Genomic DNA, 16,758 nt, shown 5'->3' with positions numbered 1-16,758 from the left:
AATTTTTAATGTCCGCTTGCTATCAAGGCTTCATCAGTTCCAGTTGATGTAATATCTATATTCAGATTGTTTATTCGTGCAAGGAATTTTTATTTTGCCAATACAATTTCAGCCTCTACAAACATTCCGGGGAGTAATTCCAATTCTGGATGATCCACATGCGCATGTACCTGGATCATGCGTGTTTGAGCATCAATGGATTTTCCAATTAAAAATAGCTTCGATTCATATTTGGTAGCACTGATTTCCGGAACTCTGAACTTGATAAGTTGCCCTTCGCTGATATTTTTTAGATCTTTTTCAAAAACTCTTAATTCCAGATGTACGTGATCGGTATTTACAATGGTCGCCACTTCTCTTCCGCGTTCAATGAATTCACCTGTATTAACTAATAACCTGTCTATGTAACCGGATATTGGCGCATAGATATTAATAGATTCAAATAATCGATCAGGTGTAACGTCATCCAGTGGAATATTCATCATTCTGAGCCTTTTACTTACAGCTTCGAGATTGGCCCTAGCTATTTGATAGTTCATTTGCATCTCCTCAAAATCTTGATCCGCTGTTACTCGTTCCGCATGCAGCGTTTTGGATCTGCTGAAAACTTTTTCCAAATAAGCTACTGTAGCTTTATCCATCAGATAGTCCTCTTGCAATGCGATGAATTCTGGATTGACCAGTTTAAATAACAATTCACCTTTTTTCACTTTGCTGCCCTCAAGTATCCTGAGGTTTGAAATAAACCCTTCGAAATGGGGCTGAATGCTCACTCGCTGGTTCGGTGGTACATCCACCATTCCTTGTATGGATAACACATTGTCTTCACCTGTTTCAGATGAGATTGGTTTATCCAGGATTGATGAGGGTATGGCCGCTGTTTCGGTCTGCTGCTCTTGATTTGTTCGCTCAGGTTTTTCACTGCATCCCAGCAAAATGAGCATAATGTATATGGATATTAGCTTTTTCATTTTATCAATTTTTGAGTGGATAAATGCTTTTTATTGGATAGATAAAAAATGGTTGGTAGTACAACCAGTGTCAATAGGGTTGCGGTAATCAAGCCTCCGATCACTACGGTTGCGAGAGGTCGCTGTACTTCTGCACCAGCGGAAGTTGAAACAGCCATGGGCAGAAATCCGAGTGCTGCGGCTGAAGCGGTTAGCAGTACAGGTCTCATTCTTTGCTTCGTTCCTTCAATGATGGTTTCTCTGATGCTTGCGTAGCTGCCGGACTCAATCAAGGATTTGTAGTGTCCAATGAGAACAATTCCGTTCAATACTGCAATTCCAAAGAGCGCAATAAATCCAACACCGGCAGAAATGCTAAAAGGTAGTCCTCTGATCCATAACAGAAATACGCCACCAATGGCGGCCAAAGGAATGGCTGTGAATACCAGAAATGCATCCTTCACTGATTTGAAAGCGAAAAAGAGCATAATGAAGATGAGGAATAATGCCAATGGCACAGCAAAGGTTAGTCGCTCTCTGGCGTTCCTTAAGTTTTCAAATTGGCCACCATACGAGATTGAGTAGCCAACGGGAAGTGAAATATTCGCTTCAATCAGCTTTCGGGCATCTGTTACTACCGACTCTAAATCACGGTTTCTCACATTGACACCCACAACGATTCTTCGCCGAGTGTCGTCTCTGGAAATTTTAGCAGGCCCTTGAGTGTATCGGATATCGGCCAGTTCTCGTAGTGGAATCTGTAAGCCAGCTTGCGTAGATATGGTCGCATTTTTTATATCGTTGATATCCTTTCGAAATCCCTGACCATAGCGTACCACCAGGTCAAACGTTCGTTCTCCCTCGAATACAACACCTGCTGTCTTTCCGGCAAAACCTGAGGTGATCACATCATTAACTTCCGAAATATTGAGTCCGTATCTGGCAATTTTACTTCGATCATAAGCTACCAGCATTTGTGGCAGCCCTTCTACTTTTTCGATGGTGATATCAGAGGCACCTTCAACATTTTCGATCAACTGCTCAATTTCCTCTGCTTTATTAGTCAATACCTCTAGGTCTTCCCCATAGATTTTGATGGCTAAATCAGCCCTCGCACCGGTGATCAACTCATTGAAACGCATCTCAATAGGTTGGGTAAATTCATAGTCAACATTTGGAATTTGTACGATCAATTCCTCTTTGATAAGATCTGCCAGCTGGTCTTTACTTGTGGCGGATGTCCATTCGCCTTTCGGATGTAAAGTGATGATCACATCCGTCTCTTCCATAGACATGGGATCGGTTGGAATTTCTGCTGCTCCAATTCTGGTCACCACCTGATCTACCTCCGGAAATTGCTTTATCACCTTTTCTATTTCAGTAGTTATTTCGATTGTCCTGCTCAAGGAAGTGCCGGTTTCCAGGATTGGCTGTATCACAAAATCACCTTCATCCAGGGTGGGCACAAATTCTCCTCCAAGACGGGTAAATACAAATACAGACACGGCCAGTAACCCGGTTGCCAGGAACAAAGCGATTTTGCTATTGTCAAGCGACAATGTAAGAATGGGCTGATACACATGCTGAAGTTTCTTGATGAAGAGGTCCGACCAATTCGAATCCCTTTTGCTGGCTCTAGCCAATAAACTAGTGATCACAGGAACGTAGGTAAAGCAAAGCAACATGGCCCCAATCAAAGCAAAACAGAAGGTCAGGGCCATTGGTATGAACATTTTTCCTTCTATGCCTGTAAGTGTCAGGATAGGAATGAATACGATGATGATGATAAGTTGTCCGAACACGGCTGAGTGCATCATTTTGGAAGCACCTTGAAAGGTAATTTTGTCAATGACAGGCTGCTGTTCGGATCGGGGCAGAAGGCGGAGGTCAGCCTGCTTGTTTTGAATTTGGAAAACCACATACTCAATGATGATGATGCTCCCATCAATGATGATTCCAAAATCTATAGCTCCTAAACTCATCAAGTTCGCATCGATACCAAATAGGTACATGAGTGAAATAGCAAAGAGCAAACTGATGGGAATTACCGATGCAATGATCAACCCTGTCCGAATATCACCTAGCAGTAGTATTACGACAAAGATGACAATGAGACAACCTAAAACAAGGTTTTCAGTGATCGTGAAGGTGGTCCTGCTGATCAGTTCACTACGCTCCAGAAATCCGTTGATGGATATGCCGGCCGGTAGGGTTTCTTGTATTTCATCCACCCTCGCTTTAACCAGCGAGATCACTTCCTTCACATTAGAACCCTTGAGCATCATTACCTGACCAAGCACTTTCTCTCCTTCACCATTTCCGGTGATTGCACCAAATCGATTGGCAAAGCCAATATTTACTTCCGCGATATCTTTCACGTAAACGGGAATTCCGGCCCGGTTATCCAGGACAATATTTTCAATGTCTGTGATGCTGGAGACGGCACCCTCACCTCTGATGAAATATGCTTGATCTCCCTTTTCGATGTAGCCACCCCCAGCAATGTTATTGTTCATGGAGAGGGCGTCAAAAACGGTATTTAAGGACAGGTTTTGGGATTTCATCGTTTCGGGATTAATGGTCACTTCGAGTTGTTTCAGGTGACCACCCCAGGTATTCACTTCCACTACGCCGGGTATTCCCGAGAGCTGACGCTTCACTACCCAATCCTGTATGGTTCTTAATTCCGTAGTGGTGTATTGGTCTTTGTACTCAGGAGCTACTTCCAACACATACTGGTAGATTTCGCCAAGGCCGGTGGTAATAGGTCCCATGGTAGGAGAGCCAAATTCTTCCGGAATATTATCCGATGCAGATTTGATTTTTTCTGCTATAAGCTGACGTGGGAGGTAGGTTCCCAAATCGTCTTCAAAGACGATGGTAACTACAGACAAGCCAAACTTAGAGATAGAGCGGATTTCCTTGACTCCCGGCAAGTTGGCCATTTCCAGTTCCACCTGATAGGTGATGAATTTTTCTACATCGGTGGTGGATAGGTTTCTGGAGGTGGTAATAACTTGTACCTGGTTGTTAGTCACATCTGGTACAGCGCCAATAGATATCCGGGTCATGGAGAATAGTCCATAGCCTACCACAGATACGGTCAATAGTAAAATGATCAGTTTATTAGCTAAACTGAATCGTATGATTCTTTCAAGCATAATTCAGAAAAAATGATTTAGAAGAAAATAATGTCCTTGTGGACGATGGATGTGCTAGGCGATAGCAGGGGGCCCTCTAAATTGTAAGCTGTGTATCTCCTGGACAGAGTTGTCAGAGATAAATTCTGTTGGAAATTGATCCAATTGAACGCTATAATAAGTTCGCTCTAATACAGAGTGATCAAAAAAATCAGGAGAGGTGAAAGTAAAGCTGGCAGTTTTAAAATCTTCTAAATGATCTCCACCCAGGTCGATATGAAAAACCAGTTGCAGCAGGTCAAAAAGATCATCTGCTTGCTGATGTTGCTCAATATGCTCCGCTTCATCAAGCTCCGAATGATGCTGATGCGGAATAAATGTGTGAAGCAGGAGTAAGGCTCCGGCAAGTACTAACGATATGGTTTTAAAGTGCCTCACTTAGACAAAGCTACGAAATAGCCAACACGACTAAATAGTAGTGTTCTAATTTGTAATCAAACCAAATAAGAATTTGAGAAAATCGGAATAAGCTGCGTCAGCGAAATTGTTGATTTTGGTCATTTACAAGCATGGGCCAATTTGATTCTTGATGTACTTTGAATAAAAAAGTGAATTCAGCTAGACTTTATGTACCGAAATATCAATAGGGCATGAGCACTTCTTACCAAACCAATTCTTTTTGTAATGCCGTGATAGGGTTTATTTTGAGCTCGAATTTTATAATAAAGAGAGTAACCGATCTTAAGAAATTGCAATAAGGCAGATGATCATACTTTCTCTAAATCATTAATATTGTCCCCTTATTCTTCAATAACTCAATCTGATTGATAGTTATTGGATTTCCGATGAGATTTACATATTCCAGATGTGGCAGACTCAGTAATGGAGTTATATCATTAATTTGATTACCTGACAAATCCAACACTTTGAGTTTTATCAAGTTGTCTAGTGTATCAATATATCCTATTTGATTATTAGCTAAATATAGTTCCTCCAAGCTCTGCAAATCCCAAAGTCTTCCTATATCGGATATTGAGTTGTCAGAAACGTCAAGAATTCTCATGTGAATACAATGTTCAACTCCTTCCAATGATTCTAGTCCACTATGTGCCATTTCAAATTCTTCGAAATCATGAAGATAGTAAGGAGGGAATTCTATATCTAGAGTACCATATTCTCTTAACTTAACCAGGTTATAGAACGATCTTTCACTCTGAATGTCTGTTGACTCATTTTCCAAGTCTGTTTCTCCTGATGAATCTGTAAAGCTGAATCCATCGTTTGCATTTGTATCCCAGGTATACTCTGGTTCAAAACCAATGTTTTCATCTATTTCTGCAGCGGCTATATTGTCAATATCACTTAATAGCAAGATATGAGAATGCTTCTGTAAATTTTCAAAATCATTTTTCTTATAAAGGGTTTGAATCAATTTTCTGGATTGCTCTCCTTTATCTGGGTGGTACAACATCATCAACTTGGAGAAAGACTTTGCATCTTTCTCATCGTCAATAGGAATGAATTCTGAGATTCTCTTAATTATTTCTCGGATTTTACTATAATTCTTGTTTTTATAAAGTAAAATCAATTTCCCTGTTATGTGATTCAGATTCTCGTCAGAATATGCTTTAATCAGTTTATTGAATACTTCTTCAATTTCCATACTTACATCTTCTAAGGTCATTTAGCATTACATACAGTCTGATTTTTGTTGCCTAGCTAACACAGCGAACCTATTTTCTGCATTTTATAGAATCAGGTTGAACAAGAAGCCGGAGACAATAATAAAGAGCGCAACCACTCCAAAGAAAATTACAATAAGGCGCATGGTCATTACTTTCTTAAGTAAAGTGGCTTCAGGTAATGAAAGCCCAATGGTACTCATCATAAATGCAATAGCAGTTCCAATTGGAACACCCTTTGCAACAAGTACCTGAATTACTGGAACGATTCCTGCCGCATTGGCATATATAGGTACAGCCAGAATCACGGCCAAAGGAACTGTCCACCATTGTCCTCCACTGAGGTATTGTTGGAAGAAATTTTCGGGAACGTATCCGTGCATTATTGCACCAATCGCAATACCAATAATCACATATAAAACAACTGTTTTCACAATATTCCATGCATCATTAGCAATTACTGGAATTCGCTTAATAAAGGTTCGCTTCTCATTCTCAAACACGTCTTCCTGCTTATCCGACTTTGCTAAAAGCTTTTTTACCCAATCTGTCAGATAGTTTTTAAGGTTCAATTTCCCCAAAATCCACCCACCTATCGCTCCTAGTAAAATCCCGGAAAGAGCATAAATCAGGGTAATTTTCCAACCAAACATGCCTATAAAAAGAGCCAAAGCTACTTCGTTGACCAAAGGGGAAGTAATTAGAAAAGAAAAGGTTACCCCCAAAGGAATACCTCCCTGCACAAATCCAATAAATAGGGGGACTGAAGAGCAAGAACAGAAAGGAGTTATTGCGCCAAATATGGAGGCAAGTAAATGGTCCAGGCCGTAAAATCTATGACGACTCAAAAAGTTCCTTAGACGCTCTACCGGGAAATAAGAGTTAACAACTCCCATAAAAAAAATAATGAGAAAAAGAAGTATTAGAATTTTAAGTGTGTCGTAAACAAAAAAGTTCAGAGCCTCACCCAGATGACTTTCTGGGGCAACTCTGAAGACTGAATAAATTAACCAGTCAGCAAAATTTTGTAACTGGTCAAACATTAAATCAATGCGTCTTTTACTTCATCAATTGTAGGGACGTGTCCTTTAGACTTAACTATATTGTCAATGACCAAAGCAGGTGTGGATAGTATGTTGTACTGCATGATCTGCTCAATGTCTTCGACTTTTATTACTTCAGCATCAATTCCGAGCTCTTTTATGACTTTCTGGACAACCGCTTCAGTTTGCTTACATTTTGGGCATCCCATTCCCAATATCTTAATCGTTTTCATAGTCTGTTTTTAATAATGGAAAGATACGAGCAATGATTTCTGAAAAGAATGACGTGTATCAACTCAAAGGCATACTTAAGTCAGCGGTAAAAGAGGTTCATTAATGCTGGTGAGACATCAATATTTTACAAGAGCGATCTTCTCTGGCTCTAGAATTGTAATCAATTTCCCATCTGCTCTTAGCCACTTGTCTTTCCTAAACTCTGATAGAATTCTAATAATAGATTCGGGAGAAGTTCCAACCATACCTGCAAGATCAGCTCTGCTAACTTCAAAAGTTACAGGGGTTTTATCATTAGCATAGGCATCGTGGAGTTTCATCAGATTATCGGCTGTCCTTTTTCTCACAGTATTGTAAGCCATTTCCATAAGCTCAACTTCTCTGTCGACTAGATTCTTAGATATTAGCTTTATCAGACGGCTTGATACTTCTCTATTGTTGAAAATCAGTTTTTGAAAGTCCTCCTTTGAGATTTGAATTAATTCAGTCTTCTCTAATGCTTCTGCAAATTCAGTTCGTGAAGTGTCTTGAATCAGGGATTGTTCTCCGAGAAAATCGCCTTCCTTTAAAATGTTGATTACTAGTTCCTTCCCATCATCATTAATTCGATAGATCTTAACTTTTCCGGTCTTAATTTTATAGACATGCGAGCTATGGTCGCCCGCTCTATAAATGATGTCGTTTCTTTTATAAATCTGAACTTTTTTTTCTGTTTCAATATCTCCCAGGCTATCGTATTTTGATGCTGATATGACTAAATCACCTATATCACCGGCCTTAGATAGTTCTTCAAATTTCTTCAGTCTCCGTTCAATTGATTCTAGAAGTTCTAATTCTTCAAAGGGTTTCGAGATATAATCATCTGCACCCATATTCATACCTATTCTAAAATCAGTTTTCTCAGCCTTTGCTGTTAAAAAGATGAACGGAATAGCAGCTGTTTTAGGGTTTTCACTTAGCAAATACAACACTTCATAGCCATCTAATTCGGGCATCATTATATCGCAGATGATTAAATCTGGATGGGAATCAAGCGCCATTTTCACACCAGTTTTCCGTTTGATGCAGTTTTTACAGAATAGTTAGAAAGCTCAAGTATCTCAGCGATATTTTCTCTACCTGCTTGATGATCTTCTATGACAAGAATGGATTTCTGATTCATGTTGAATTATTAAAAAAGTAAATTAGTCATAAGATTCTCTTTGAATTCAAAATCAGTCTATCACACTTTAACTCATAGTGGTTACATGAGTCACCATATCACTAATGGATCTTTGAAAAACCTCCCAATCCAATGTTGGATCGTTGGCGGCTTCAACGGCAAATACCGCTCGTTTTAAATTAAGTGGCGTATCTCCATTCAGCATTTTTGTGATTTCAACATAAGCCTCGTAATATCTTTCACGCCCCGGTATGTTTGGGCCTTTAAGTTCATAGTGAATGACAGGCATTTCGGAGATTCCATCATCAATAATCTTATTGACTTTCTTACGCTGTGCAATTTGTTGCTCGACAAAGACATCTACTTCGGCTATGAGCATAGCATTTCTATTCTCTACGTTTACTGAATTGAATTCGGTTAAAGAATTGAGTCCGGCGAGTGGATCTTTCGGCTCATACTTTACCATCACACCTTTTGAGACGCCCCAATCTATTGGTGATAGGGGGATTTGACACAAGGCAATAAAAGGCATAGTCATGCTTAAGAAAATAGTGAGTTTATGCATAGCTAATCAGCACTAATTAACCTTTAATCACCGAGAAAGTCAATACCTGTTTTGTGGTATTCTTCGAATGGTAAAAATAAACTTATGTTGGTACCTATGTAGTTACCTGAAATGAAAAAAGCCCCTTGATATATCATCAAGAGGCTTAATTGCAGAGGCGGAGGGATTCGAACCCCCGGTACCTCGCGGTACAACGGTTTTCAAGACCGCCGCATTCGACCACTCTGCCACGCCTCTGGGTCCCTGCAATATCTTTTGAGTAGCTTCCTACTCTTATGTCTTATTCGAGGCGGGTCCGCCGCATTCGTACGCGTCCGGCTAGGACACTCTGCCACGCCTCTGTATGTAGAGTCGCTTTCGACCACCCTCCCTTCGCTACGCTTCGGAAGGCAAGTCTGCCACGCCTCTGGGTCCCTGCCTACCGCAGGCAGGTTTGAAATATTTGCGAGCAGCTTCCTACTCTGCCGATTTCCTTAACCATAAGCTGCGAAAATCGGATCGCAAAAGTAGTAGTTTTCAGCAAAGAGACAAACTCTAATCACTCGAAAAATGAGGAAATTGATTCTTTCATTCTTTCAGGCATTTTCACAGGCCTCCCAGTCTCCAAATTCATGAAGGCTAAAATGGTTTCTCCAGTGTTGATCAAGGTGCCTTCTTCGTTCCTTATCTCATACAAGAACTTCATACGCGCGCGTGGCATTTCCGGGATGATCAATTTGACAGTGAGCAAGTCATCGTACTTCGCAGGTCCATGGTATTTGATACTCATGGTCAATACGGGCATGCCCACGCCTGTATCCTCCATCTCTTTATACGGAAAGCCCAGCGCTCGAAATCCTTCAACACGTGCGATTTCATAGTACTTTGGGTAGTTACCATAGTACATGAAACCCATCTTGTCAGTTTCAGCATATCGGACGCGTAGTTGTACTTCGTGTGTATACATTATCGATAGATTCTTTCCTGATTAAGTGCTCGCTGAAATCGTCGCGCATTTATATTGTGCTCGCTCAGCGTACGTGCAAATGCATGATACCCTGAGAAATCGGCTTTCGCACAGAAATATAGGTATTTATGATCTTCGAAGTTTAAAACTGCATCGAGTGCAGGAATGCCCGGCATGTTGATCGGGCCAGGAGGCAATCCATAATATTTATACGTGTTGTAGGGCGATTCAAATTCTTTGTCTTTGTTGAGTATTCGCCGGATGGTAAAATCCCCTATGGCAAAGACAAGGGTAGGATCTGCTTGCAGCGGAATTCTCCGCTCCAGCCTGTTGATATACACGCCAGCAATGGCTGGCGCTTCATCCATCTTGTTGGTTTCGCCTTGAACAATAGATGCCAAGGTCGATACTTCTACTTGAGACATTCCCAATTGCTCGGCCTTACGTTTCCTTTCATCACTCCAAAACCTGTCGTATTCCTGCTTCATCCGATCCAGTAAACCTTGAGGTGTCATCGTCCAATACACTTCGTAGGTGTTGGGGAGAAACATGCTTATGAAGGTCTCTTTATTAAATCCATAATAAGCGGCTGTTGTATCATGTAATAGCAGCGGAGCCAGGTCTGCTGAGTCAATTTCCAAATTATATGTCAGAATCTTTGGTAGTTGGTTCAAGAGTCTGGCATGTGAAAAAGTAAGTTTCACCGGTGTTTGTGCCCCTGACCTTAACAGGTTGATTAATTCAACGTTGGTCATGTCACCTTTAATGAGATACATGCCATTCTTCACACCTGTATCCAGGTCTTTGAGCTTAGCCAGGAAACTGAATGATACCAGGTCGTTGACTATTCGCTGATCCGATAGCATGTTCTGAAGCTCTTTGAACGTAGTGCCCTTCGGGATGGCGAAATACCTATCTTCTTCCTCTATCAGTACATTGGGCGTATAGAGAATCTGATACGTATAAAAAGCGAATGAAGACAGCATCATGGTGAAAACCACGAGAAAAATTGCGATGAAATATTTTTTACGCATGTATATAAAATAATGTATGGGTGATTTATAGCAGACTTTTAGGGAATGCTACTGCACCATAACGGCCATGGTGCGAAATAGATATCTCTTGTTTGGACGGCTCAATGATTGGAAGGTTTAAGTCATCCGATCCAATGTGATAATCGTGCTCTAGCTCTCGGAAGTATTCAATGATCATGAAGCGAATTCCCTCACTCCAGTTATTGTCTCTTTTTTCAAAAACATGATACTCCGTCTGATCCAGATCACCACAAATGGCAATAATGTACTCGTCCTTTAAAGTGATTCGTCCTTTAATCTTGTTTGATTGGAAAGTGATTTCACCGTTTTCATTGCTAATCTGGATAGGTATTTTGGAGGGAGAAAAATTTATTGGTTCCCTTCTGCATTTAAAAACTGCTTCCTTTGCAGACCAAAGTATCCAGAACAAATGAGGGTGCTCAATCAGAACATCATCACTGCTCTTCACTAGATCGAGGGTTCTGTCGTCTCGCTCTTTAAATGAAGGGTCTTTCAGGTCTACAATATCTATTCCTAGCATAAACTTTTGGTATTCTATTCTAGTAGATGTTTAACAAATCTAATGACTTACTGCTCAATTTGTGTTTTTTGTAGGTTAAAGCTCAAAATGCTATTATTCTTTTTCTGGTAGATAGAACTTCATGAGCAGCCTAACAAAGAAATACCCAAACCGACTTTTGAGAATATCATGCGATACCCAAGAGTGGAAGACTTGAGCAGCACGGCTTTTTGTTTCATAGAAATTATCCCTTTGCAATCGTGCTTCCTTGCTGCTGTACCCGCTACCGCTCGGATGGTTCACAAGTATATAGTCATCGACTACCGTAGGTTTCTTGTGCTTTATGCCTAAAAAGCCGAGGAATATTTCTACCCCGTGCCCAATTTTATTCACGCTTAAGTCTATTGGGCATAAAATATCCAGAAAATCTTTGGGTATCACATAGCAAAACCCATCCGTAAACGTCACTTTCCGAATATCCTTTGTTCCCATATCTGCCATGTGGTTGTGAGGAGAATAATGGGCTGAAGGAGCATATACCCCTACGTCAGGATGTTGGGAATACACATCTTTTATTCTGTCAATCAGTTTTTTGAAATCATGTACGGTGATATCAGAGTTGATGATAAGCAGATGGGTGTGGTCTTTCATGTGCTCATAAGCCTGATTTATTTGTCCGCTGTAGTAGGCACCTTGCAGTGCATAATCGAAGAATTGCTTTTCATCGTCACTTTCAAACGGAGAGTCATTGTCGATCAAAATAGTGTCGACATGCGGCTCAAATGATTTCTTTAAGGCAATGGCCTCCTGGTTGCGCTTGTGATTGGTGACAGCTACGAGTAGGTTAATTTCTTGCGTTCCTTTCATTTATAACTTTCCATTTAGGCTAAAAACCTTTGTACTCCTTCTTCAAGCGAAATTTTTGGTTGCCATCCAGGTAGCGGCTCAAAATTCTCCCAGGGAGTCATGACTTCTCTATCACGGTAAGGTCGCGCTCCCCATTGAATGTTGGTGCTTTCCCCAGCGATGCGTTCAATCAGTGCCACTAGCTCTTTTAAAGAACATCTTTGCTGACCACTCAAGCCAAATTCGGAGTAGTTATCAGTGTATGAAGAAATATTGTCCATCACAATTTGGTAGGCGGCTATCAAATCCGAAACATGAAGGATGTCAATGATTTGTTCTCCCGGCGATAACTTCAATTCTTCTTTCGTAGAGATGTTGGATTTCAGGAGGTTCAATAATTTTTTTCGCTCGTCCCCATCTCCATAAGTATCAAATAGCTTCAAGGTGACGGCACGGATATGTCCGGCATGGCAATAGTATTTGCACAAATCTCCGAAGGCCTGCTTAGTTGCTGCATAGAGATTAACAGCATGTTCCTCTTGCTCGCCAAAGTGCTCAAATGATGTGCCGGTATTGATTAAATACTTTACCTCATGTAACTTCATGGCTTCCAATAGATAGGCTCCCACTTTTATGTTGCTCTCGACCAGCGTGTCTAACTCTTCTGGCTTATGCTCATATACGTAGTAGGATGCTAGGTGAATAACGATTTCAGGGTTGAATGAATCGAATGCTTTGTTTACAGATTCAAAGCTGCCATCATAGATGAATTGTTCGGCGGCATGGCTAGCCATCTCTTCTGTGATTTGACTATTGGGTCTGACAAGGATGCCGATCTCATGTGTAGATGACCATGCTTTTAATAGGTTGGATCCGATAAATCCGGTCGCTCCAGTCATTAATATTCGCACTAGAATGGACTTTTGAATTGTTGAAAACTGGGAAACTCCTGATCCCTACTGGAGAGCGTCGGATTGGTAATTTCGTATGGGATATCGATTGAAGACCAAAGAATTCCGCTATCCAATTGAGGATTGTAAACAGTTTCCTGAAGGTACGTGACTATTGTGTTGTCTTCAAGTGATAGAAAGCCGTGTGCACATCCCTTTGGGATATAGACGGCCTGCTTGTTTGAAGCACTTAATTCCAAAACAATGCATTTTCCGTAGGTGGGTGACTCCACTCGTATGTCCAGCACAAAGTCTGCAATAGCGCCTGTAAAGCAGTTGACAATCTTGGTATGATCAGCAGGAGGTGTTTGGAAATGAAAGCCCCTCAGTACATTCTTTTTTGATGTGGAATAGTAGATTTCTTTTATCTCAAAATTCAAATCATTTTTAGCGTAAGCTTCTGAATTATAAAATTTCACAAACTCACCACGCTCATCAGCTTGACTAAAAGGGGTGATTAAATAACAACCTTGTATATCGGTTCTGTTGAATTCCATTACTTGGACTGAAGAAATTTCCCGAGTGTTGTCACGATATATTCAAAGTGATCTTCATTCAGTCCAGGCCAAACGCCTAACCAGAATGAATCATTCATCACTTTGTCGGTATTTTCAAAGGTTCCTACTTCTCTTTTCTGAATATTCGTATATGCCGGCTGTCGCATGAGATTGCCAGCGAATAGCAACCTGGTTCCTATCTTGTTGTCTTCCAGGAATCGTACCAATTCATTTCTCTGGATGTTAACCCCATCTCGGATAGTCAGCAGAAAACCAAACCAACTTGGATTTGATCCTGGTGTTGGTTCATGTAAAATGAAATACTCTTCGAATGCTTTTAGCTTGCTGTAAAGCGTGTGATAGTTTTGCCTTCTCCGTTCCACAAAATGATCCGCTTTTTCAAGCTGACTTAAGCCGATAGCAGCCTGCATATCTGTCACCTTAAGGTTAAATCCAATGTGGCTGTAGGTGTACTTGTGGTCATATCCGTGGGGCAAGTCTCCCAGCTGCCAATCGAATCTTTTGTTGCAGGTGTTGTCTTTCCCTGGATCGCAATAACAGTCGCGTCCCCAATCTCGAAAACTGGTTGCAAGCACTTTCAGCTTGATGTTATTCACCAGAACAGAACCTCCTTCTCCCATAGTAATATGGTGAGCCGGATAGAAACTGACGGTTGCCAAGTCTCCAAAAGAACCTGTTTTTTGACCATTGAACGTAGCTCCTAATGAGTCGCAATCGTCTTCAATTACCCACAGATTGTGTTTCTCAGCGATTTCCATAACCGCCTTTAAGTCAAAAGGATTTCCCAGCGTATGCGCCATCATGATGGCTTTAGTTTTTGGTGAGATGGCCTGTTCAAGTAACTCAACTTTGGCATTATATGTTGGAATGTCAATGTCGATGAAAACGGGAACGGCACCAAACTGGATCATCGGATTCACCGTAGTAGGAAAGCCTGCTGCCACGGTGATTACTTCATCACCTGGCTTAATAGCTCTATCACCCAATTTAGGAGAAGTAAGCGTGTAGAAGGCAACAAGGTTTGCCGAAGATCCACTATTTACAAGCAGCGAGGATTTGCTTCCGAAATACTTAGCAAATTTGAATTCGAATTTTTTCCCAAATCGACCAGCCGTAAGCCAGCCATCAAGCACCGCATCAACTCCCAATAAAAGATCATTTTCATCAAGGACTTTGCCAGTTACAGGAATGTAATTTTCTCCTGGCACAATCGTCTGGGTGACTTTCTCAGAAGCGATTGCTCTCAAAGAATTTATCAGGTTTTCATCGACCAAATTCTTGAACTCCATTATGTAATGTTTAAATAGTTGTTAATATCGTTTTTAATCAATTGGTGAGCTTTCTCCCCAGCAAGAAAATTCTTGTACCAGTTGATGGAGATTGCCACAGCTTCTGCAGAAGTATATTTTGGCTCCCAATTTAATTTTCTATAGGCTTTGCTGATGTCTAGCATCAATAATCCAGCTTCATGAGGTCCGTCTGCCACCTCAGGAGAAGTGATGGTGCCCTCACCCCAAATAGATATCGCATGGTTCGCCAATTCTCCTACCGTGAGGATGTCGTTCGTGTTAGGTCCAAAATTCCATGCACCACCCATTGTGTGATCATTGTACGATTTAGCGCCAAGCAGCATATATGCACCGAGTGGCTCTATGACGTGCTGCCAGGGCCTAACCGATAGCGGGTTTCTTACATTGATCGCTTCACTTTTTTCCAGCGCTCTCACAATATCGGGCACTATTCGATCCTTCGCCCAGTCTCCGCCACCTATCACATTGCCTGCTCGGGCGGTGGATAATGAAATCTTATGTTCTTGATAGGAGGATGGGTTAAAGTATGATTTCCCGAAGGAATCAATCAAAAGCTCACAGCAAGCTTTACTTGAACTGTAAGGATCATATCCCCCAAGCCGATCATTTTCTCTGTATGGGTAGTCCCACTCGTTATTGTGGTAGACCTTATCCGTTGTTATTAAAACTGCCGCGCATTTTTTAGAAAGGGTTCTCATGCCAGCGAGTAGATTGGCAGTGCCAATTACGTTTGTTTCGTAGGTCTCTACCGGATGTTCGTACGAATACCTGACCAGTGGTTGTGCGGCTAAATGAAATATAAAATCTGGATTGAAATTCAATATCGCCTGCTCAAACTGCTCTTTATCTCTGATGTCAGCAATGATTGATTGATGCTTTGTCTCCGAGCTTATTTGGTTATAAAGGTCGTAATCGTTTTCTGGGGCAAGACTGTAGCCCATTACTTCTGCGCCCAGCATATCCAGCCAAGTGATGAGCCAGGAACCTTTGAATCCTGTGTGGCCCGTGACCAGAACTTTCTTCCCTGAATAGGTGGTTTGGATTAAATCTATCTCGCTTTTTTTCACTAGAATTTATTTACCAATTTTTCCAGGGTGCATTTCCAGATTCCCAAAGATTTTCCAGCTCAAGCTTATCTCGTAAGGTATCCATTGGTTTCCAGAAATCCTGATGTTTGAAAGCTGCCATTTGATTGTCTTTTGCAATGGACTCCATAGGCTTTCGTTCCCAGATGCTATCGTCATTATCAATATAATCTAAAACCTCCGGCTGGCAGACAAAAAAACCTCCATTGATCCATGACCCATCACCTTTTGGCTTCTCCATAAAGGAATCTACATTGTTTTCATCATCGATGTTTAAGGCACCAAAACGTCCCGAGGGTTGGACAGCAGTTACACTTAGCAATTTGCCATGGCCTTTATGAAACCTGACTAGCTCATCGATATTCACATTCCCGACACCATCGCCGTAAGTAAGTAGAAATGGCTCCCCATTGATGTAATCTTTTACACGCTTGATACGTCCGCCGGTCATGCTTTTATGGCCCGTGTCAATGAGGCTTACTTTCCAGGCTTCCGCTTCTGTTTTGTGGTATTCAACAGCGTTGGTTGATAAGTCAAAGGTGACGTCCGATAAGTGCAGAAAGTAATTTGCAAAATACTCCTTGACAATATACCCTTTGTAGCCCAGGCAAATGATGAACTCATTGAAGCCATAGCTCGAGTATATTTTCATGATGTGCCATAGGATGGGGTTGCCACCAATTTCAACCATGGGTTTTGGCTTCAAATGGGTTTCCTCACTAAGGCGAGTTCCTAGTCCGCCGGCTAGTATTACAACTTTCATAGAATATTAT

General features: G+C 41.2%; 17 protein-coding genes and 1 tRNA gene. All 18 read right to left on the bottom strand.

Features of this window, described 5'->3' with window-relative positions:
• Window positions 1-89: 89 nt before the first annotated feature.
• The 18 genes from ABJF57_RS13525 to rfbF all read right to left on the bottom strand — a co-directional run bounded on the left by ABJF57_RS13525 (window position 90) and on the right by rfbF (window position 16,748).
• Complete coding sequence (locus ABJF57_RS13525) at window positions 90-971, bottom strand: efflux RND transporter periplasmic adaptor subunit (RefSeq protein ID WP_462229935.1); 882 nt, start codon at window positions 969-971, stop codon at window positions 90-92.
• Window positions 968-4,111 carry an efflux RND transporter permease subunit gene (locus ABJF57_RS13520; protein WP_462229933.1) on the bottom strand — a complete coding sequence of 1,048 codons (3,144 nt, stop codon included), beginning with the start codon at window positions 4,109-4,111 and terminating at the stop codon, window positions 968-970. The genes ABJF57_RS13525 and ABJF57_RS13520 overlap by 4 nt, the downstream gene beginning before the upstream one ends.
• Window positions 4,112-4,165: 54 nt before the next feature.
• Complete coding sequence (locus ABJF57_RS13515) at window positions 4,166-4,528, bottom strand: hypothetical protein (protein WP_462229931.1); 363 nt, start codon at window positions 4,526-4,528, stop codon at window positions 4,166-4,168.
• Between the two features lie 340 nt (window positions 4,529-4,868).
• Window positions 4,869-5,753 (bottom strand): leucine-rich repeat domain-containing protein, encoded by an 885-nt coding sequence (locus tag ABJF57_RS13510; RefSeq protein ID WP_462229929.1) that lies wholly within the window; start codon window positions 5,751-5,753, stop codon window positions 4,869-4,871.
• A gap of 84 nt (window positions 5,754-5,837) precedes the next feature.
• On the bottom strand, window positions 5,838-6,815 hold the full coding sequence (locus ABJF57_RS13505; protein ID WP_462229927.1) for a permease: 978 nt from the start codon (window positions 6,813-6,815) through the stop codon (window positions 5,838-5,840).
• Window positions 6,815-7,048 (bottom strand): thioredoxin family protein, encoded by a 234-nt coding sequence (locus tag ABJF57_RS13500; protein ID WP_462229925.1) that lies wholly within the window; start codon window positions 7,046-7,048, stop codon window positions 6,815-6,817. Before ABJF57_RS13500 ends, ABJF57_RS13505 begins: the two co-directional genes overlap by 1 nt.
• 117 nt (window positions 7,049-7,165) lie before the next feature.
• Complete coding sequence (locus ABJF57_RS13495) at window positions 7,166-8,089, bottom strand: cyclic nucleotide-binding domain-containing protein (RefSeq protein WP_462230421.1); 924 nt, start codon at window positions 8,087-8,089, stop codon at window positions 7,166-7,168.
• A gap of 189 nt (window positions 8,090-8,278) precedes the next feature.
• A complete protein-coding gene (locus tag ABJF57_RS13490; protein ID WP_462229923.1) occupies window positions 8,279-8,776 on the bottom strand; it encodes a hypothetical protein in 498 nt (165 codons plus the stop codon).
• Window positions 8,777-8,928: 152 nt separating this feature from the next.
• A tRNA-Ser gene (locus tag ABJF57_RS13485) sits at window positions 8,929-9,013 on the bottom strand.
• 301 nt (window positions 9,014-9,314) lie between these two features.
• Window positions 9,315-9,722 carry an acyl-CoA thioesterase gene (locus ABJF57_RS13480; RefSeq protein ID WP_462229921.1) on the bottom strand — a complete coding sequence of 136 codons (408 nt, stop codon included), beginning with the start codon at window positions 9,720-9,722 and terminating at the stop codon, window positions 9,315-9,317.
• Complete coding sequence (mltG, locus tag ABJF57_RS13475; protein ID WP_462229919.1) at window positions 9,722-10,756, bottom strand: endolytic transglycosylase MltG; 1,035 nt, start codon at window positions 10,754-10,756, stop codon at window positions 9,722-9,724. The genes ABJF57_RS13480 and mltG overlap by 1 nt, the downstream gene beginning before the upstream one ends.
• 25 nt (window positions 10,757-10,781) lie before the next feature.
• Window positions 10,782-11,297 (bottom strand): 4'-phosphopantetheinyl transferase family protein, encoded by a 516-nt coding sequence (locus ABJF57_RS13470; RefSeq protein ID WP_462229917.1) that lies wholly within the window; start codon window positions 11,295-11,297, stop codon window positions 10,782-10,784.
• 93 nt (window positions 11,298-11,390) lie between these two features.
• A complete protein-coding gene (locus ABJF57_RS13465) occupies window positions 11,391-12,143 on the bottom strand; it encodes a glycosyltransferase family protein (RefSeq protein WP_462229915.1) in 753 nt (250 codons plus the stop codon).
• A gap of 14 nt (window positions 12,144-12,157) precedes the next feature.
• Entirely contained in the window at window positions 12,158-13,033 is an 876-nt protein-coding gene (locus ABJF57_RS13460) for an NAD-dependent epimerase/dehydratase family protein (RefSeq protein WP_462229913.1), read from the bottom strand.
• Window positions 13,033-13,569, bottom strand: a complete 537-nt coding sequence (locus tag ABJF57_RS13455) for a dTDP-4-dehydrorhamnose 3,5-epimerase family protein (RefSeq protein ID WP_462229911.1) — start codon at window positions 13,567-13,569, stop codon at window positions 13,033-13,035. Before ABJF57_RS13455 ends, ABJF57_RS13460 begins: the two co-directional genes overlap by 1 nt.
• Entirely contained in the window at window positions 13,569-14,879 is a 1,311-nt protein-coding gene (gene rfbH / locus ABJF57_RS13450; RefSeq protein ID WP_462229909.1) for a lipopolysaccharide biosynthesis protein RfbH, read from the bottom strand. The genes ABJF57_RS13455 and rfbH overlap by 1 nt, the downstream gene beginning before the upstream one ends.
• Window positions 14,879-15,967, bottom strand: coding sequence for a CDP-glucose 4,6-dehydratase (gene rfbG / locus ABJF57_RS13445; protein WP_462229907.1), 1,089 nt, complete (start codon window positions 15,965-15,967; stop codon window positions 14,879-14,881). The genes rfbH and rfbG overlap by 1 nt, the downstream gene beginning before the upstream one ends.
• 10 nt (window positions 15,968-15,977) lie before the next feature.
• Window positions 15,978-16,748, bottom strand: coding sequence for a glucose-1-phosphate cytidylyltransferase (gene rfbF, locus ABJF57_RS13440; protein ID WP_462229905.1), 771 nt, complete (start codon window positions 16,746-16,748; stop codon window positions 15,978-15,980).
• Window positions 16,749-16,758: the final 10 nt, after the last annotated feature.

Origin of the sequence: Ekhidna sp. (assembly GCF_039940915.1) — a bacterium.
Taxonomy (GTDB): domain Bacteria; phylum Bacteroidota; class Bacteroidia; order Cytophagales; family Cyclobacteriaceae; genus Ekhidna.
The sequence above is the reverse complement of the archived record's forward strand: the minus strand, read 5'-3'. Positions and strand labels throughout refer to the sequence as shown.